This window comes from Vibrio tarriae, assembly GCF_002216685.1.
Classification (GTDB): domain Bacteria; phylum Pseudomonadota; class Gammaproteobacteria; order Enterobacterales; family Vibrionaceae; genus Vibrio; species Vibrio tarriae.
In genome coordinates this window covers 773,572-792,474 of sequence record NZ_CP022353.1, presented here as the reverse complement: position 1 = coordinate 792,474, position 18,903 = coordinate 773,572, and the positions used below count along the sequence as shown (strand labels likewise).

The 18,903-nt window shown below is 48.4% G+C and carries 14 protein-coding genes and 1 tRNA gene; 11 read left to right on the top strand and 4 right to left on the bottom strand.

Annotated features, from left to right (window positions below; all coding sequences use genetic code 11):
- Positions 1-65 precede the first annotated feature (65 nt).
- A complete protein-coding gene (locus CEQ48_RS09295; RefSeq protein WP_001090436.1) occupies positions 66-686 on the top strand; it encodes a LysE family translocator in 621 nt (206 codons plus the stop codon).
- A gap of 42 nt (positions 687-728) precedes the next feature.
- Here CEQ48_RS09295 and CEQ48_RS09290 read toward each other — a convergent pair whose 3' ends face one another.
- Both CEQ48_RS09290 and CEQ48_RS09285 read right to left on the bottom strand, forming a co-directional pair.
- Positions 729-1,391: an HAD-IB family hydrolase gene (locus CEQ48_RS09290; RefSeq protein ID WP_089071045.1), complete on the bottom strand. Its 663-nt coding sequence runs from the start codon at positions 1,389-1,391 to the stop codon at positions 729-731.
- Positions 1,392-1,704: 313 nt separating this feature from the next.
- Positions 1,705-3,003, bottom strand: a complete 1,299-nt coding sequence (locus CEQ48_RS09285) for an OpgC domain-containing protein (protein WP_089071044.1) — start codon at positions 3,001-3,003, stop codon at positions 1,705-1,707.
- 329 nt (positions 3,004-3,332) lie between these two features.
- On the opposite strand from CEQ48_RS09285, the gene CEQ48_RS09275 reads away from it, so the two are divergent.
- Complete coding sequence (locus CEQ48_RS09275; protein WP_089071043.1) at positions 3,333-4,058, top strand: siderophore ferric iron reductase; 726 nt, start codon at positions 3,333-3,335, stop codon at positions 4,056-4,058.
- Positions 4,059-4,074: 16 nt separating this feature from the next.
- On the opposite strand, the gene CEQ48_RS09270 is transcribed toward CEQ48_RS09275, so the two are convergent.
- The gene (locus CEQ48_RS09270) at positions 4,075-5,283 is read right to left on the bottom strand and encodes an MFS transporter (protein WP_089071042.1); all 1,209 of its coding nucleotides are present in this window, start codon (positions 5,281-5,283) and stop codon (positions 4,075-4,077) included.
- Positions 5,284-5,428: 145 nt separating this feature from the next.
- On the opposite strand from CEQ48_RS09270, the gene CEQ48_RS09265 reads away from it, so the two are divergent.
- The 8 genes from CEQ48_RS09265 (at position 5,429) to iutA (ending at position 17,444) form a co-directional block, all read left to right on the top strand.
- Positions 5,429-6,196 (top strand): ABC transporter ATP-binding protein, encoded by a 768-nt coding sequence (locus CEQ48_RS09265; protein WP_089071041.1) that lies wholly within the window; start codon positions 5,429-5,431, stop codon positions 6,194-6,196.
- A gap of 23 nt (positions 6,197-6,219) precedes the next feature.
- A complete protein-coding gene (locus CEQ48_RS09260) occupies positions 6,220-7,113 on the top strand; it encodes an iron-siderophore ABC transporter substrate-binding protein (RefSeq protein ID WP_089071040.1) in 894 nt (297 codons plus the stop codon).
- A gap of 32 nt (positions 7,114-7,145) precedes the next feature.
- Positions 7,146-9,104, top strand: coding sequence for a Fe(3+)-hydroxamate ABC transporter permease FhuB (gene fhuB / locus CEQ48_RS09255; protein ID WP_232477891.1), 1,959 nt, complete (start codon positions 7,146-7,148; stop codon positions 9,102-9,104).
- Between the two features lie 212 nt (positions 9,105-9,316).
- Complete coding sequence (locus CEQ48_RS09250) at positions 9,317-11,113, top strand: IucA/IucC family protein (protein ID WP_089071038.1); 1,797 nt, start codon at positions 9,317-9,319, stop codon at positions 11,111-11,113.
- On the top strand, positions 11,106-12,023 hold the full coding sequence (locus tag CEQ48_RS09245) for a GNAT family N-acetyltransferase (protein WP_089071037.1): 918 nt from the start codon (positions 11,106-11,108) through the stop codon (positions 12,021-12,023). Before CEQ48_RS09250 ends, CEQ48_RS09245 begins: the two co-directional genes overlap by 8 nt.
- Positions 12,023-13,792: an IucA/IucC family protein gene (locus CEQ48_RS09240; RefSeq protein WP_089071036.1), complete on the top strand. Its 1,770-nt coding sequence runs from the start codon at positions 12,023-12,025 to the stop codon at positions 13,790-13,792. The genes CEQ48_RS09245 and CEQ48_RS09240 overlap by 1 nt, the downstream gene beginning before the upstream one ends.
- A gap of 63 nt (positions 13,793-13,855) precedes the next feature.
- A complete protein-coding gene (locus CEQ48_RS09235; RefSeq protein WP_089071035.1) occupies positions 13,856-15,166 on the top strand; it encodes a lysine N(6)-hydroxylase/L-ornithine N(5)-oxygenase family protein in 1,311 nt (436 codons plus the stop codon).
- Between the two features lie 103 nt (positions 15,167-15,269).
- Complete coding sequence (gene iutA, locus CEQ48_RS09230; RefSeq protein WP_089071034.1) at positions 15,270-17,444, top strand: IutA-like xeno-aerobactin receptor; 2,175 nt, start codon at positions 15,270-15,272, stop codon at positions 17,442-17,444.
- 212 nt (positions 17,445-17,656) lie between these two features.
- Here the strand turns inward: iutA and CEQ48_RS09225 are convergent.
- A tRNA-Arg gene (locus CEQ48_RS09225) sits at positions 17,657-17,733 on the bottom strand.
- Positions 17,734-17,934: 201 nt separating this feature from the next.
- Here CEQ48_RS09225 and folD point away from each other — a divergent pair.
- Positions 17,935-18,789, top strand: coding sequence for a bifunctional methylenetetrahydrofolate dehydrogenase/methenyltetrahydrofolate cyclohydrolase FolD (gene folD / locus CEQ48_RS09220; RefSeq protein ID WP_181713267.1), 855 nt, complete (start codon positions 17,935-17,937; stop codon positions 18,787-18,789).
- Positions 18,790-18,903 lie beyond the last annotated feature (114 nt).

Below are 18,903 nucleotides of genomic sequence, written 5' to 3'. Positions count from 1 at the left end.
ACCTATATTGTGAAGTTGTTGTTAATGGAACTAACACAAGAATCCTCTGGCTAGGGAGATAACGGATGAATACTGCGCTCTTGGGACTGTTTATTCCCACCTTCTTTTTTGTTTCGATTACTCCAGGTATGAATATGACCTTAGCGCTCACTTTGGGGATGAGCGTGGGTTATCGAAGAACACTGTGGATGATGGTGGGCGAACTACTTGGGGTGGCTTTAGTGGCTGTCTCTGCCGTGGTTGGGATTGCCGCGGTGATGTTGCGTTACCCGACTATTTTTACCCTGTTCAAAATTGTTGGGGCCAGCTATCTGATTTATCTTGGCATTCAGATGTGGCGATCACGCGGCAAACTCGCCATCAATTTCGAGCAATCCTTGACCTACCAAGGCAGCGATTGGGGATTATTAGTGCAAGGTTTTGTGACCGCAATTGCTAACCCTAAAGGCTGGGCATTTATGGTGTCATTGCTGCCCCCTTTTATTGATCAATCATTAAGCCTAGCCCCACAACTGACGTTGCTGGTTGCCATCATTCTGCTTTCCGAGTTTATCAGTATGAGTTTGTATGCCACCGGTGGAAAAGGGTTAAAGCGCTTATTAAGTCAAGCTCACCATGTTCGCTTACTCAATCGGATTGCAGGATCATTAATGGCTGGGGTTGGCGTGTGGCTTTATTTTAGTTAGTGGATGTGCCATCCATCAGCAGACGGATGGCAACCTAACCCCTTATACCGCCCAAGTTAATACCGGCCAGCCTTGCTGCTCAGCCTGCGCTTTCAAGCGCGGGCAAGGATTAACCACATACGCGAAATCGGCATGCTCACATAACGGCAGATCATTGATGGAATCCGTATAAAAATGAATGTCGTGATAGGTTGCATCCTGCTCTGATAACCACTTCTGTAATCGCAGTACTTTACCTTCTCGGTAGCTCGCAACGCCCTCAATATCGCCGCTGTAGCAACCGTTGTGGTTCACAAGGTCAATCCCTAACGCATGTTCAATCCCAAAACGTTGAGCGACCGTTTTCACTAAGAAAGAAACCGAAGCGGAAATAATGATGCAGGTATTACCTTGCTGCTTTAACTGCGCAATCAGTTCGCGGGCTTGGGCAAACTGTTTCGGAACAATTAAGCGTGACACGCACTCTTCCACCCAATCTTGCACGGTTGTACTTGGCACTTGCGCTAACGGCTGCATCGCAAAAGCAATGTATTCCGCCATATCCATCTTGCCTTGTGCATACAGCGCCATGCGCCTTCTATCTTCTTCTACAAAATTGCGCTCAGTCGCAATGCCTTTCTCAGCAAGAAACGCATTCCAAATCATCGCGCAGTCCCCATCAATCAGGGTGTCATCCAAATCAAACACATAAAGGGGCTTGCTCATTTCAGGCTCTCACAGGTTGTACTGGCTTCAAAAAATCGTGAATGATAAAAACTCACTGTAACGCGAGAATGTGACGTTTGATAGGCTGTCCAATAGACGTCGTCCGATTTGAAATACCTCTTGAGTTACCAAAGCTGCTCTTAGGCTTCGGCATCAAAACGGTCTATCTCAGTAAGGTCTTGATGGCTATATATAAAGAATTATCCGGCGAGGAAGGTACTCAGAAAAAGTACGTGGGAATACGGACAACTGCGTTAGCCGATGCAGCTAAAAACGGCATCGGCATAACATACACGGGACAGTTTATTCCGGCTCAGTTCACGGGTGTCTCATCACTGTTCATCGGCTCACTCAGCAGATCATTACTACTAATAATGTCACTGCTAGGTAAGGCATCTGCGGTAACCTCATCACTGATCGCCACAATGTCAGCTTTGGGCGGTTCAGGGAAAGTCGTAAAATTTGTCGTCATCACTAAAACCAGTGAAAGACAAACCACCACAGCAGATGACAGATTGATCGGCTTCTCTTTACGCAGAGTCTGTAACCAAGCGGGTATCCATAACGTCGTGCAAAGCAGCAGAATGATTGGTGTGTGCCACATCGATTCGCGCGTAGTCAGAAGCCAAGGTGCGGTGATAAAAATCAGCACGGTTTGCCAAGTAAAAACTTGTAATGAATGACGGCCAAGATAGCTCAGCGGTTCATACACTAATGCGGTCGGGAAAAAGCGGATCACAACAGAGATTAAGTAGATCCATACACTCAAACTCAGTACACGTAACCAGCCAAGCTCTGGCTTACTGGATGCCGCATACACCATCTGTTTAGTAATACCGAATGGCGTTAAAAGATCGCGGTAAGCCATAAAGATAAGTAAAGCGATGGCAGCACAAAGCCACGCTATTTTAGGATGATACCAAACCAAATCACCTTGACGCTTGCTGTAGCCTAGCGCACCGCCAAAGAAAAACAGCACTTGCCAAGCAAACGGATCAAAGTAACCCAGCTCAGGAATGTATTCTGCCGAAAGCCACTTAAACAGAGGGGCAAGCATCGAGGCTTGAATCCAGCCACTGCTCGCCCATACCACCACACTCAGGACAAGTACCCATTTGAGATAGCCACGACGAAAAACCAAGAGTGCCAGTGGAAATAGCAACATATACATGATGTAGAGTGGCAAAATCTCCAGATAGGCAGGCTTATTGAGCAGTAGGAAACTCATCAGCATGGTCATGAAAGGCATAGTAGGTAGGTTACTAAAGCTGCCACCAAATACAGTCACTTGTTCCGCAAAATAATGGCTACCTATCAAAAACCACAGCATGGCGATAAATAACCCTGCGATATGATATTTGTATATCGTTAAAGCACGATGCCACACCTTTCCGGCCGCTTGGCGATCAGTGTACTCTCGACGGCTATAAACCATGCCAGCCAGAAGCCCGGACATAAAAATGAAACCTTCAGCGGCGCCAAATACACCAACAGGTTCATGAGTGATCATTTGCAATATGGTTGTGCCGCCGCTGTACCAGATAAGATGGTTGAAGGTGATCAGCACCAACAATAATCCTCGGATACTGTCCAATGCGGGGATGCGTTTCATGGGTATCTCCCTGCGTTTTCAGTCCAATAAATTGGCAATAGCAACAGTACCAAGTCGACTAAAAATGCGGATAAGCAGTTGAATATATTGGGTAATACGGCAGGATGGTGATATCTAGTTTGGACTTACCTTTCCCTGAGCACGCGGATCCTTGCACCACCTGATGGCTTTGTAAATAGGGGGCATAAAAAAAACCGAGAGGTCGCACAGCTTGTGTTCATTTTCATGTAACACTTTACCGCCAACCACCAAGTTAATGAGAATTAATTGCAACATGGAATATCTTTCTTTAAGCTGCCCACATTCATGCATTACCTAATTCCGATCTCATGACCGAACCTGTTTTCTTCGCCGAACTCTTTGAACACTCCCGCAAAATCACGCCTTATCTCGACGGTCAATGGGCATCAGATTCCGCTCAAGCAGAGCCGGTGATCCAATGGGATCACGCATGCTCTGAGCGTATTCAAACTCTCTATCAAAATTTGCAAGAAAGCCACCCAGAAGCCGGAGCCGCCTACTGGTTAACTCGCACGTGGACATTGTTGTGCTGGCAGCCCATCTATGTGGCTTTTGTGGCCATTTACGCTTGCCGTGGTTTACCACAGTTATCTTCCATCGCGCAAAATGTTCAAACAAACTTTGTGAGTGGCTTTCACTTCAATTCATTGAAATACCATGAAGGAGCCGAGCGCGAGCTGATTATTCAGGCTGGCAAAGAGTTGGTCGAGCTGTTCGAATATTTTCGTCTCGAAATGGAAGTGTGGACACGCATCCGGCCGGGGTTCACTCATCATCTTTTTGCAGACAGTGTGTTGGGTTGCTTAACCCGATTTCAGGCGTTTTACCCTCATCTTTCTGAGCAGGAGTTATTGGCACAAGCCCATCTATGGTTAGAAGCCTGTGGTTTACCCACCAAGTTAGCGCAATCCTTAAGTTACAGCCCCGAGACTCAGACTCTCTCTCACGTTCGAACCAGTTGCTGCTTGGTGTATAAGTGCCAAGGTCGCAAACTCTGTCGAGACTGCCCAAGACATCCCGACAATAAAAATTAAGCGAAAGAGTTAAGAGTTAAGAGTTACTTTCAGCGTGGACTGACTTGGATGGTGCAGGCGCAAAGGCTGTCCATACAATGATCAACGCGAAGAATACACACAAATAAATCGGATAATATGGCGAAAACGTTGCACTAAAGGCCAACAAAGACGCTAAACCATAGCCGATGGTGTGTGACATGGAAATGTAACCCACGACCGCTCCCGGTGCATCAGCATACTGAGTGGTTGCCGCTGTGGTATAAGCAGGAACAAGCAACGCCGCACCGCACGCCGTTAATACCATCGCCAAGGCTAACACCCAGACATGGGTGACTAAAAATAAAGCCAAACCCACCACCAACAGCCCTGCCCCAAAGCGGTACATCTGCTCTGCTGACAATTTCTTTTTCTTAATCACCATCACTTGAGTCAAAAAAGTACAAGCAGCGCTAATGGTGAGAAGCAGCCCAATCGCATCACTAATGCGGCTCGTCGGCCAATCGGTCAGCGCACTGAGCAGTGGTGAAAAGCTGTATTGCAGTAATGAAATGGCCGTACATAGCAGTAATCCACTGGCGAGAAAACGCCACAAACGGCGACTTGGCAACCAAGGCAACGAGGAGCCAGAACGATTTTCTGGAGAGGAAAGCTGTGGCGTGGGCAAGAAGCAGGTACCGACCAGAGCGACCATAGGTAGCAGCACCATCATGAATAAGGGCGCGAATGGTGACACTTTCAGCGCTAACAGCGAAATAACGGGGCCAATCAAACGCCCCACACTCAACCCGATGCTGACTGACGTTATGGCTTGTAACCGATTTTGCTCACCACACAATACTATCGCCCAGTGCTGGCTAGCAGGTACCATTCCCGACACTGTACAGCCATAAGTTATTCGAGCCACGGCCAACCCAATCAAGCACAACACCACCATTGATGGGTAATCCCGACTGGCCATAGCAAACAGAGCCAACAAGGAAAAGCTCACCGCCATACCTGCAAGAGCTTGAATCACCACATGCTTGGGGCCATGTTGGTCGCTAACCCTTCCCCAAAATGGCGCAGAGGGAAGAAATAAAAAACTGCCGAGCGCAATCAAAATAGACCATGTGGGAAGGTCAAACGCCGATTGTTCGACCAAAAAAGGCAGTGAAACCAAAAGTCCGTTTTGGCCAATACCCATTAACGCTGCTGCCAAGCCAATCACCCCCAATTGGGAAGACTGTTTTTTCAAAAGAAACATAGTGATCGTCGCTATTGCTAAGTCAGATTAGGCCATCATTTTGATGTTCCAGTTATGCACAATGACAATAAAAACAATTATCATTTATATTTTACCGTGTTAACATAACCTGCTCGTAACCAATAAATCAACTTTCCATTACATTATGTTTCGACTTGTCGACGCCACATTTAGCATTGATGAGAAGCCTATTCTCTCAACCACTAATCTGACCTTCGAGTCTGGCAAGGTCACGACTCTACTCGGTCATAACGGCTGTGGTAAATCTACCCTCATTAAACTGCTCAGCAGACAAAATAAGCCCACTTCAGGCCACGTTTTCTATGGTGACCAGCCTGTCCATGACCTGAATAATATCGAGTTTGCTCACCAAGTGGCTTATTTGCCCCAACACCCACCACTGACTGCAGGGGTTACGGTGCGCGAGTTGGTCTGTTTTGGCCGCTACCCGTGGAAAGGGGCTTTAGGGCGTTACGATGCGCGAGACTACGCCATTGTGGATGAAGCGATGACCAAGGTGGGCTTGAGTGAATTTTCAGATCGTTTTGTTGCCACCCTCTCAGGCGGAGAAAGGCAGCGTGCTTGGGTTGCCATGTTACTCGCCCAGCAAAGTAAAACACTCTTGCTGGATGAGCCCACTTCAGCCCTTGATGTAGCGCATCAACATGAGTTGTTGGCCCTGATCCGCGAACTGAACCAAAGCTTAGCGCTCACAGTGATCATGGTGCTCCACGATGTGAATATGGCGGCCAAGTTCAGTGATCATTTAATTGCACTGCATTCCGGTCGAGTCATCGCGCATGGTACGCCAGAACAGTTAATGAATCGTGATACTTTGATGCAAATCTATGGCATGGAACTGGCGCTCTTTCCTCACCCACGCACCGGACAAGCCATTAGCTATATCCCTTAAATCACAGACAAAAGGATCCTGTTGTGAAGACGTTTATCACTCTGCTGGTTTCCATGTTGGCAGTTCATGCACACGCCTTAGACATTCAACATGAGATGGGCAACGCATCCTTCTCAGCACCACCAAAGAAAGTGGTTGCACTGGATTGGGCATTAGCCGAAACCGCACTCAGTTTAGGGGTGGCGCTACAAGGTGTAGCGGATGCCAAAGGCTATCAAGAATGGGTGGTTGAGCCTGCACTGAATCCCACCGTAACTAATGTCGGTTCAAGACGTGAACCCAATATCGAACTACTGAGTGAACTCAAACCCGATGTCATTTTGATGAGTCAGCAGATGGCTGCCGCTTATGAGCCCCTCAATAAAATCGCGCCTGTGGTGGTTTTAACTCTCTACAATGAACAAAAACAGCCGCTTAAGGTAGCCGAGTCCATCACTCGTTCTTTAGGCCAATTGTTCGGTAAAGAGCAGCAAGCAGAGCAAGTGATTGCGCAAACTCAAGCCAAACTGACAACCAATGGCGAGAAAATTCGCGCACAATCCCCAACAATCAAAAGCCTTCTATTCGTACGTTTTATTAACGACAAAACCTTGCGCATTCATGGTCAAGGCTCACTAGCGGACGCAACGATCACCGCTATGGGACTCCGCAATAGCTGGCATGAGCAAAGCAATGTATGGGGATTTACCACAACGGGCTTAGAAAAACTCGCCGAGCATCAACAAAGTAATGTGATGCTGTTTGGCCCACTCAAACCACAAGATCGCCAAGTGCTGCAAACGTCTCCGCTATGGCAGGTCATGGCGTTTACGCGCGAGAATTCGGTCTATGAGCTTCCTCCAATTTGGACCTTTGGTGGTCTTATTGCTGCGCAGCGTTTTAGTGACCACATCACAGAGCGGTTAACCGCACAATGATGAATACAGTGAGCCTTCCCCACCCCAACAAAATGAAACTCCCGACAAACACTCTGCTCTTGGTTGTGGTTTTCTGTCTGATTGCCGTGTTGCTGCAGACAACCGCCCCTTATTCGCAAGGTATTAGCCTCATTTGGGATACCGTGTGGCACTTTGACCAGAGCAATTATCAGCATGTGATCACCTACCTGACTTATCTTCCACGGCTTTGTGTTGCGCTGCTATGTGGCTTTGCCCTCGCAGTAGCAGGTTGTGTCATGCAGTTTGTACTGCGTAACCCGATAGCGTCACCAACCACGCTGGGTGTGGCCACGGGGGCAGAACTCGGCATGGTACTGAGTTTGCTGCTTCCAACAGGGTTGGCGATACCTAACTTCATACCTGCCTTTTTAGGTGGTTGCTTCGCAACTGGGCTGGTGTTTTTGCTCAGTGCCAGCCGTGGTTTTGCTCCACTGCACATGATCTTAGCGGGAATGGTAGTTAGTCTCTTCTTTGGCTCATTCAATACCATGCTGCTGATGCTGCACGAGCAAAAACTCACCAGTATTTTTGTTTGGGGAGCGGGCGCGCTAAACCAAAATGGCTGGAATAGCGCGCAAGTTCTACTGCCTTTAATCATTTTCCCAACATTGCTATTACTGATGCTGCAACGCCCACTGTCCGCGCTGCAATTTGGGGATGGCGTGGCTTCGTCTTTGGGAGTCAACATCAAGCAAATCAAGCTACTCTGCCTTGGGTTGGCGATATTCATTACCGCGGCAGTGGTCAGTGAAGTGGGCTTGATCGGTTTTATTGGAATCGTCGCTCCAGCCATCGCCCGATTGCTCGGCATCCGACAACTCACCGCCCAATTGCTGAGTAGTGGCATGATTGGCGCACTGATGCTGTTGGTTGTCGATTTAGCGATCCAACCTTTCTCTGGTGTGGGGGGAGAACTGCTGCCCACTGGCGCGATGACGGCCTTACTCGGTGCGCCTTTCCTGTTGTGGCTACTGCAACGCACTAAACTTCTTTCCGAGCTTCGGGCTCGCGAAGAGCCGGTTGAGCATTATCGAAAAGTCAGTACCGCGCGAGTTTTCTTCATTATGCTTGGCCTACTTAGCGTAGTAGCCCTGTGCGCATTAGTATTCGGGCAAGGGCAAACAGGCTGGAGCCTAACTCTTAATCCAACGCTGTTGGAGCTTCGCGCTCCCCGTGTACTCACCGCACTCCTTGCTGGAATCGGGCTGGCATTGGCGGGTACCCTCATTCAACGCATCTCCAATAATCCTATGGCAAGCCCAGAAGTGCTCGGTCTTAGCTCCGGAGCTGCACTCGCGATTGTGCTCGGCAGTACATTCGGAATCGCGATTGAGCGTGATGAACAAATGCTGTTAGGGACATTAGGCGCGCTGACAGTCACTTCTTTGATTTGGTTTATCGGGCGCAAACACAATTTTGCACCAAGCCAAACCTTATTGACGGGGATAGCCTTGAGCGCGGGCCTGGATGCACTGCTGCGTGTTGTGATGAGTTCAGGACATGACAACGCCACGGCGCTGCTTACTTGGCTTTCGGGCTCCACCTATCTGGTTGCCACTGTCGATATCTATTTACTGGCGGTAGGTGTTGGGCTCGTTGCTAGCGTGGCACTGTTGCTCGAACGATGGGTTGCGATCATCGAGTTGGGCGAAGTGACCGCCCAAAGCCTTGGCATGAATGCCACTCGAGTTCGCTTAGTCTTGCTGCTGCTTGTTGCTGCCCTCACCACACTCTGCACCATAGTGATTGGCCCTTTAAGTTTTATCGGCTTACTGGCACCCCATATTGCACGTTCGCTGCACCAATACCAACCGCGTGCACAAATGCTCACCGCCGCTTTGCTCGGCGCAATCGTGATGGTGCTGGCGGACTGGGTTGGACGTAATCTCTGGTTCCCTTGGCAATTCCCGGCTGGCCTGCTCGCTTCTCTCATTGGTGGTGGTTACTTCCTGTATCTGATGAGGCGTTAACCGTATGCGATCTTCTAGAAGGCTACGCCGTTAGCCTTCTCTGCTCTTTCCTCATTCCCTGCTTTCTCAATACACATCTAACGAATTGATTTAATTATTCAATTACTTTTTTAACAAAAAATTCGCACAAATCTACAAAAACCTATTGATCATACAAATGATAATAATTAGCATTAGCATGTATTTTGATTAATAAGACGGCGAGAAACGGAATGCATCGCAACAACGAGCGGATTAACCTCGAAAAATCAAACGATTGGGCCAACACGAATGAACCTTCTATCGCGTGTTTTCTCAATTCATTAGCCCGTGAGAGTCAATCAGTCCAACTACTTTGTGGTGAAGATGGAAAACGTGTTTATCGACTCCCTCTGGCAAACTCAGACTCCATCACTATCCCTCTCAGTTATTTTTCTTCACTTGGGAGCCATGAATATTGCTTGCCTGCACTTTTGCAGACGCGAGACAGCATTAAAACGCTGAGTGTCGAGCAGCTCATTGAACACATAGTTAACGAGCCGGCACTCGTCGGCATAGTCAGCGAAGCGCAAAAAGCCATTTTCACTAAACGAGTTCTAGAAAGTCATCGCAACACTGAACAGGCCATCGAACACTCTCCCTATCAAGAGCAGTTATTTACCGAACAACTGGATTTTAAAACCGCAGAACAGGGGTTATTGATTGGCCACTCTTTCCACCCTGCCCCCAAAAGCCGTGAACAATTTACTTTGAGCGATGCTAAGCTCTACTCACCCGAACTCGGTGGGCAATTCAAACTCTTCTGGCTGAGCGTCGAACAATCACTTCTCACTAGCGGTAGCTCTGCTGACATTCATTTCAACCAGCGATTTGAAGCACTTATCGCGCATGAGCCTGCATTAGTTGACGCTTTGCAGAGTGCGCAGCAACAAGGTCATGGGCTGCTTCCCGTACATCCATGGCAATGGCATGTCATGGCAGAGAATCCATCAATTAAAGGCTACATCGCCACCAAGCAAATCCAGAATCTAGGCCAACTCGGTGCAACTTGGTATCCAACCTCGTCCACACGCTCACTTTATGCGCCGGGTTTGCCTTACATGCTCAAGTTCTCGCTCAGCGTCAAACTCACCAATTCCATCCGTAACCTGTCACTGAAAGAAGTGATTCGCGGAACACGACTCAATGATCTGTTCCAGCATCCACAACTGGCACAACAGCTCGGTAACGGGCAAGGTTTCCAGTTGATGCAAGAACCTGCCTATATCGGTCTGAAAGATCTGAACGGCAAAATCATTGACGAGAGCCTTGTGGCATTTCGAGACAATCCATTGATGGATTATCCGGCAGAAGAAGCCGTGGTATTGGCAACGCTCACCCAACAAAACCCATATGGTGGCAGTAGCCTTGTGGCGGCGCGCATTCAGCATTACGCCACACAACAACACCTTTCTTCGCATCAGGCAGCCAGCCTATGGTTTGATGCTTATTGCCGCCATGCCGTTGTGCCTTTGTTCCACTTGCAGGCCAATTTTGGGATTGTGTTTTTAGCCCACCAGCAAAATATCGTCATGCAGTTAGAGCAAGGCTTCCCGGTGGGGATGTACTATCGCGACTGCCAAGGCACTGGCTATACCGATTTGGCATTTAAGCTGTTTGGCGAACAACTTGGCGATCAAAAAGAAGCGCTCGAAAACTACTGGAACCAAGACAAAGTACGCCGCTACTTCGCTTACTACCTCATCATCAACTCCACCTTCAATCTGATTTCTGCGATCTGCGCGAATTTGGATGTGGAAGAGAGTGAGCTCATCGAGATTCTGTATCACAACCTTAACGCGCTGCTGCAAAGCGGGGTGAAGGATGATCTCTGCCTGCGCTATGTACTGACCAGTGAGGCGCTGTGCTGTAAAGGTAACTTTTTCTGTTACTTACAAAATTTTAATGAAAACTCCATTCCCGATCCGGCTGTGATCTATTTCGATTTACCTAACCCTCTGGCTCGTGTTGAGGAAATTACTCATGTCTAAGTTCAATACCTTCATTTTTAGCACCGATCCTCAACCGGTTATTGAATTGACCCTGCACGCCAGTGATTTGGTTTGCTCTGAGATTGCCCCGCAACTCGTGCGCGAAATGGACCAGTTGTTCAGCCAAGATAAACAGATTGATGCGCTGAAAGTGGTGGCTCGTGACCCTGAGATTCAAACTTGGATTGAGCAACTCTTACCTTTGATTGATCAAAAGGTATCTCGCTGCGCTTTTTACCAATTGCCACTCACTTGGCACCAACACAAACCGTCAAGCAATTTCCCACTGCAGCTTATTCAATCCAACAACCAATACCGCCATCACCCTTTACGTCCGCCTATGCCGCAAGGCCAGGTGTACCAAAGGTATGATTTTGATGCCGAGTTGAACGTCAGTTTCCGAGTGATTGAGCTGGATAAAGATCTGCAACGCTTCACACGCTGGATGAACGACCCTCGCGTGGCGCATTTTTGGGAACAAGCATGGAGTGAAGAAAAACTCGCCGAATTTCTTGAGCAGCGCCTTGCTGATCCACACATCATTCCGCTGATTGGTGAATTTAACGGTGAACCGTTTGGTTATGTGGAAGCCTATTGGGTTGCTGAAGATCGACTCAGCCCATACTACGCAGTAGAGAATTATGACCGTGGCATCCATTTGCTCGTCGGTGAACAAGCCTTCCGTGGCCCTAAATTTTTCAACGCTTGGATGCGCGCCATCAGCCACTACTTGTTTATTGACGATGTTCGCACCAACCGCGTTGTGCTTGAGCCTCGTTCTGACAATGAACGCTTATTTAATCGCATCTTGCCACTGGGTTACCGCAAGTGTTTTGAGTTCAATTTCCCCCATAAACGTTCGGCACTGCTGATGCTGACCCGTGAACAGTTTTTTGCGGAGCGGTGGTAATGGATCAGTTAGCGCTACATCGTTACTGGGCAACCGCCAATCAGAAGATGGTGGGCAAAATCCTCAGTGAGTTCGCTTACGAGCAAGCATTTCAATTTGAGCCAACCGCACAGGGTTATCAGCTCAACTTAGAAAATGGCACACGTTATTGCTTTGCTGGCGAAGAGAATATTTGGGGGCAGGTCATGATTGACCCGACTTCCATTACTCGCCATGCCGACATCGAGACGGAGCAGCCGATTTCTGCGGCGCTATTGATGCGCGATCTACAACCTCTGCTCAAGATGCCGGATGACGCCTTCGCCGAACATCTCGAAGATCTCAATGCCACCTTACTCGGTGATTGCAAGCTGATGCAGCGCAAGCAAGCCATGACGGCGCGAGATCTGGCCATGCTGCCGTGCGAGCAACAGCAAACCTACTTTGATGGACATCCGAAATTTGTGTTCAACAAAGGCCGCCGCGGTTGGGGCAACGATGATTTAAAGCGGTATGCACCAGAAGCGGAACGCACTTTCCAACTGGGTTGGGTCGCGGTTCATCACTCGATTTTGCAGCTCGCCACCAACGATGAAGTCACATGGCAAGCCTTACTGCAAAGCGCCATCACGCCCGATGAAATCAAGCAGATGGACAGTTTGTTGGCTTCCTATCAACTTGAACTCCACGATTATCGTTATGTTCCGGTTCACCCTTGGCAGTGGAGCAATAAACTTGCCCTGCTGTTTGTACGTGAAATCGCGACTAAGCAGTTGGTGTATTTAGGCGAGTTTGGCGATCACTTCTTGCCTCAACTGTCACTACGCACATTAAGTAATGTCACTCGTCCTGCGAGTTACGACATCAAGTTGCCGCTCACGGTAATGAATACCTCCTGCTACCGAGGGATTCCGGGGCGCTACATTTTGGCCGGCCCTACGGCTTCTGACTGGATAGATCAGGTGTTTAAGTCTGATCCCCTACTGATCGCGAAACAAGCCGAAGTGTTGCAAGAACCCGCAGCCGCCTTCGCCGCCCAAGCGGACTATGCACTGTTGCCCAATGCACCCTATCGCTACCACGAACTGCTCGGGGTGATTTGGCGTGAATCGGCGGCTTCCAAATTAAAAGCTGGTGAACGCGCCATCTTAATGGCGGCGCTGATGGAAAGTGACAATCAAGGTCAACCGCTGATTGCAGAATACGTTCAAGCCTCTGGGTTAACCCTCGAAGCTTGGCTCAGCAAACTGTTTGATGCGGTGGTCATTCCCTATTACCACCTGCTGTGCAAATACGGTGTCTCGCTGATTGCGCATGGGCAGAACGTCACTTTAGTGCTGGAGAACTACGCCCCGAAACGCATTCTGCTCAAGGATTTCCAAGGCGATATGCGCTTAGTCAGCAGTGAGTATCCAGAACAGGCTTCACTGGATGACAGCGTGAAAAAAGTCACCGTTCGCCTGCCAGAACACCTGATTATTCATGACTTACAAACTGGGCACTTTGTTACCACGTTACGTTTTATTTCGCCCTTAGTGGCCAAATTGGGCTTCTCTGAGCCGCAATTTTACCGTCTGCTCGGTGACCGACTGAAAGCTTACATGGCCGCCCATCGTGAGTACCAACCAAGGTTTGAACAGTTCGACCTGTTTAAGCCGAAAATTTTACGGATCGGGCTGAACTTAGCCAAGTTTCGCCACAGCACCGATGCCAGCGCATCAAGGATGCTGCCTGACATGGATGACATGCTCAACAACCCATTGACCAAAGCACTGGAACACCAAGGCTAATTAACCGCATAACCATAACTTTAAGGTTAACGAAGCCTAGATGACTAAAAAAGGATTGCTCATATGGAACACACTAACAACGCCAAACTTGATTTCGCTGGCATCGGCGTCGGCCCTTTCAACCTCAGCATTGCTGCTCTACTGGCGGATAAACCGCAAATTTCTGCACGCTTTTTTGAAAGCCGTGACCATTTTTCTTGGCACCCGGGATTACTGCTTGATAACACCCACATGCAAACCATGTTTTTAAAAGATTTGGTGAGCGCGGTTAATCCAGAAAGTCGCTACTCCTTCATCTCTTATCTGGTGAAGAACAAAAAGTTTTATCGTTTTTTATCTGCTGAACTCAAATGTATCAGCCGTCACGAGTTTTCAGACTACCTCGCTTGGGTAGCTCATCAGTTGGATAACGTTCAGTTTTCAACCCGAGTTGAACAGGTGGAATACACCGGCGAGGCATTTACGCTGCACACCAATCAAGGCACTTACCAAGCGAAAAATCTCTGCATTGGCACAGGCAAAATTCCTTCAGTACCCGAATGCGCCAAAGCACACCTTGGTGAGCGCGTGTTCCACGCCGCAGACGTGGGGCTACAAGAGCGAGACTTCACTGGCAAACGTGTGCTGATCATTGGTGGCGGGCAAAGCGGTGCAGATATTTTCATTAACGCTTTGCAGCAGAAATGGGGCAAACCCAAGTCACTCGACTGGCTATCTCGCCGCGCCAATTATCAACCTCTCGATGAAGCCGCGTTTACCAATGAATTTTTCGCGCCCGATTACGTGGATGCTTTCGTTCATTTGTCGCCGAGCATCAAACGTAAAGAGGTGGCAAACCAGAAACTGACCTCGGATGGCGTAACGCAAAAAGCCTTGTTAACCATTTATCAAGAGCTTTACCACCGATTCGATGTACTCAAGGAAGACAAATGGGTAAGGCTGCTACCACACCGCTCCTTAACTCAAATGAGTGCACAAGGCAGTGCGTTCAAACTGACCGCCAGCAATGCACTGGGGCCGTGTTTAGAAACGTACGAAGCAGACATCGTTATTCTGGCGACGGGCTTTGAAGCACCATATCCCGCTTGTTTGAACACCATTCTACCGCTGCTCGATCTTGATGAGCACAACCGTTACCAAATGACGCCTGACTTTGAGCTTAAGTGGGAAGGACAACAACGTAACAAGATCTTCGCCGTGAATGCGGGGATGCATAGCCATGGTATTGCCGAGCCGCAGCTTAGCCTTATGGCGTGGCGCAGTGCACGCATCATCAATCGCCTTGCGGGACAAACTATTTTCGAGATCGACTCCGGAAAAGGAATGATTGATTGGCTATCGCCTAGCGCCATCACGAAGAAATTGGTCGCTTAAGCTCACTTTTTTGTCACTCACTCCAAAGGTGAGTGGCATTTCAATCTGCCCCGAACACCCAAGTGGCCTAAGGGCTTATTTTTACCTACGTATAGAGAAGAAAATGAAATCTACAAAAGGAAAATTGCTACCATCCACACCTTTGTCACTGTCTGCGGCAGCAATTGCCGTAGCCAGTGTCATCTTTACCACGCCCGTTGTAGCAGAAGAACAAACATTGTTTGACGAAATGGTTGTGGTTTCAAGCCGTACCCCGAAAGCGATCAGTGATATCCCGGGAACCGTTTGGTACATCGATTCAGAGCAGATTGAGCAAGAATATCGTGGTGGTAAAACATTAGGCGAGATTCTCGCATCTGCCATTCCATCACTGGATGTCAGCTCAGGCGCACGGACCAACTACGGCCAAAATCTGCGTGGACGCAAAATGCTGGTGATGATCGACGGTGTATCCCTCGAATCTTCACGTCAAATCAGTCGCCATATGGACTCTATCGACCCGTTTAACATTGAACGTATCGAAGTGCTTTCTGGTGCAACGTCTATCTACGGTGCGGGCGCATCGGGCGGTGTAATCAACATCATCACAAAAAAAGCGACAAGCCAAGAGCTCGAATTTGAATCTTACGTCGGCGCAACGTCTGGTTTTAATTCTGACGAAGATTTTGACTACAAAGTCGGCCAATCCATCTCTGGTGGTAACGATAAAGTTCAAGCGCGCGCTTCTGTGGTTTACACAGAAACCCAAGGTTTCTTTGATGCCAACGGCGATATCGTCACACCCGACATTTCACAAGGATCTCTGCAATTCAACCAAACCGTTGATTTGATGACGACTGTGGGTGTGAATATTTCTGAAACTCAAAAACTCAACCTGTTGGCGCAATACTATGATAGCCAGCAAGACTCCCCTTACGGCCTGTACATCGTCAATAACAAGTTTGTGGACGTGAGAAACGGCTTTGACTCAGACCGCGAACACGGCACGGAACGTATGATGCTGAGTGCGTCTTACGTCAATGATGAATTCTTGAATCACCAACTGATTGCAGAAGCCTCCTACCGTAAAGAAGATCAAACTTATACCCCTTACTACCAGTCTTCTGGCCAGCAAATCACGGATGTCATCTCACTCAAGGCCGCTCTGGCGAAGAATTTTGACAAACTGAATCTGGTGTATGGGATTGATGCTTATCAAGATCAGTTAGACAGCAACCAAGCCCTGTATGACAAAACCACCGCCAACAACTCAGGAAACCTCATCAACCGTACTTACGCGCAAGTGGGCCGTTACCCTGGGATTAAAGTAGGTTCTGTCGCCGGTTTTGTTCAAGCAGGTTACGACATCACTGACGACTGGTCAGTCGAAGGTGGCTTCCGTTACCAGCATATGGTCAATAAAATCGATGACTTCGTAGGCTACCCGCAGCAGAAGAACATCGCTGAAGGTAAAGGGACTTCTGCCGATGCCGTACCGGGAGGCGAAACTGATTACAACGTGGGTCTGTTCAACTTAGGTACGCTTTATCATCTCAATAACCACTCGCAAGTTTGGGCTAACTTCTCACAAGGTTTCGATCTGGCAGATCCTGCGAAATACTACGGCCAAGGCAACTACAAACTGGTCGGCAGCCATTGGACGTTGCAAGACAGTATCAATGTCGATAGCTCTAAGATGTCAGGCATTAAAACCAACAGCGTTGAGCTGGGCTATCGCTTAGAGAAAGACAGTTTCAACCTGCAAACTGCAGCCTACTATTCCACCTCGGATAAATCTGTTTCTTACAACAAGCAAACCTTATTGATTGAAGAAGTGGAAGATAAGAAACGTGTTTACGGGTTTGAGGCCATGGCGTCTTACTGGGTACACACCAATGTTCAATTGGGTGCGTCAGGTCACTACGTGGTCTCGAAAGTCAAAGGCGATAACGGCTGGGAAGATATGACAGCAGGCGAAGCCAGCACATCAAAAGCCAGTGCTTGGGCGGGTTGGTATGATGCGGATCTGGCGGTTAAGTTACAGAGCCAAACCATGTTTGACTACAAAGATGAGGCACAAAACAAGTTGGACGGTTATACCACCTTTGACTTAGTCGGTAGCTACCAACTGCCTGTGGGCAGTCTCGGTTTTGGTGTGCTCAACCTGTTTGACCACGACTACACCACCATTTGGGGTCAACGTGCGCAGATCGTTTATTCCGCTCACTACGATGCTGCTGCGTATGACTACAAAGGCCGTGGCCGTACTTATACCTTGAACTACCAAGTAAAATTCTAATTCAAGTAGCAGTCACTCCATTGAGGAGTGACTGCTACTTTATTTCCTCAATTCTTCTGTGCTGTATCCGGCTTATTCTCAATACATTGGATAGTCACCATCCTGCTATTCCACTCTTCACGTACTCGCAAGAGTATGGTTCACACCAGCAAAATAAAACCGCAGAAATGAAAAAGCGCCAGCAAGAATTCACTTGCTGGCGCTTAGAATAATGGCACGCCCTACAGGATTCGAACCTGTGACCACATGCTTAGAAGGCACGTGCTCTATCCAACTGAGCTAAGGGCGCGCTACAGGGTGAGGATTATACGAGTTAAACGGGCTAGATCAACGCCTTTGTCTAACTTTCTGTTTCAAATGAGCAATATTTTACCGATCTCATCTCAACTGCCGAAAAACAGAACAAAGCAAACGTTTGCTTGTGGATGTTATCAAAAATATCTGCGACAATGCGCGCAAAAATTTTCGCTCCAAACCTGTAAGGAAAGTCATGACTGCTCAAAATATTGATGGAACGCTGATTTCGCAAACGGTGCGCTCAGAAGTGGCAGCCCGTGTTAAAGCTCGGGTTCAAGCCGGGTTACGAGCCCCTGGGCTAGCAGTGGTGTTGGTGGGCGAAGATCCTGCTTCACAAGTGTATGTCGGCAGTAAACGCCGTGCCTGTGAAGAAGTCGGCTTTGTCTCCAAATCTTTCGATTTACCCGCCACTGCGAGTGAAGAAGCCTTGCTGTCACTGGTTGAAGAACTCAATAACGATCCGCAAATCGATGGTATTTTGGTACAACTGCCGTTACCTGCGGGTATTGATACCACCAAAGTGTTGGAGAGTATTCACCCTGAGAAAGATGTGGATGGTTTCCACCCTTACAACGTTGGTCGTTTGGCGCAGCGCATTCCGAAACTGCGCTCTTGCACACCCAAAGGCATTATTACTCTGCTTGAACGTTACAACATTCCACTGCGCGGTAAACATGCGGTGATTGTGGGTGCCTCCAACATTGTTGGTCGCCCTATGACGTTAGAGCTGTTACTGGCAGGTTGCACTACCACCACTTGCCACCGCTTTACTCAAGATCTCGAAGGCCATATTCGCCAAGCTGATGTCTTGGTGGTTGCGGTCGGTAAACCCAACTTTATTCCGGGAGCATGGATTAAAGAAGGCGCGATTGTGGTCGATGTCGGCATTAACCGCTTAGATACAGGCAAACTGGTTGGCGATGTGGAATACGATGTTGCCCGCACGCGTGCGAGTTTTATCACTCCAGTACCAGGTGGTGTGGGGCCAATGACTGTTGCAAGCCTAATTGAAAACACCATGATGGCGTGTGAGCAGTTCCATACTTAAGATTAAGGTTTTCACACGTCATAATGTGAAAACTGAAAAATTGAGGTCAACACATAATATGTGCTGACCTCTTTGCTTTTTATTCACCCCAATTTCCGTGGGTGAGTAATCTGC

Coding starts and splice junctions, on each gene's coding strand:
- CEQ48_RS09295 (WP_001090436.1), top strand. CDS start 66: ATGAATACTGCGCTCTTGGGACTGTTTATTCCCACCTTCTTTTTTGTT.
- CEQ48_RS09290 (WP_089071045.1), bottom strand. CDS start 1,391: ATGAGCAAGCCCCTTTATGTGTTTGATTTGGATGACACCCTGATTGAT.
- CEQ48_RS09285 (WP_089071044.1), bottom strand. CDS start 3,003: ATGAAACGCATCCCCGCATTGGACAGTATCCGAGGATTATTGTTGGTG.
- CEQ48_RS09275 (WP_089071043.1), top strand. CDS start 3,333: ATGACCGAACCTGTTTTCTTCGCCGAACTCTTTGAACACTCCCGCAAA.
- CEQ48_RS09270 (WP_089071042.1), bottom strand. CDS start 5,283: ATGTTTCTTTTGAAAAAACAGTCTTCCCAATTGGGGGTGATTGGCTTG.
- CEQ48_RS09265 (WP_089071041.1), top strand. CDS start 5,429: ATGTTTCGACTTGTCGACGCCACATTTAGCATTGATGAGAAGCCTATT.
- fhuB (WP_232477891.1), top strand. CDS start 7,146: ATGAAACTCCCGACAAACACTCTGCTCTTGGTTGTGGTTTTCTGTCTG.
- CEQ48_RS09250 (WP_089071038.1), top strand. CDS start 9,317: ATGCATCGCAACAACGAGCGGATTAACCTCGAAAAATCAAACGATTGG.
- CEQ48_RS09245 (WP_089071037.1), top strand. CDS start 11,106: ATGTCTAAGTTCAATACCTTCATTTTTAGCACCGATCCTCAACCGGTT.
- CEQ48_RS09240 (WP_089071036.1), top strand. CDS start 12,023: ATGGATCAGTTAGCGCTACATCGTTACTGGGCAACCGCCAATCAGAAG.
- CEQ48_RS09235 (WP_089071035.1), top strand. CDS start 13,856: ATGGAACACACTAACAACGCCAAACTTGATTTCGCTGGCATCGGCGTC.
- iutA (WP_089071034.1), top strand. CDS start 15,270: ATGAAATCTACAAAAGGAAAATTGCTACCATCCACACCTTTGTCACTG.
- folD (WP_181713267.1), top strand. CDS start 17,935: ATGACTGCTCAAAATATTGATGGAACGCTGATTTCGCAAACGGTGCGC.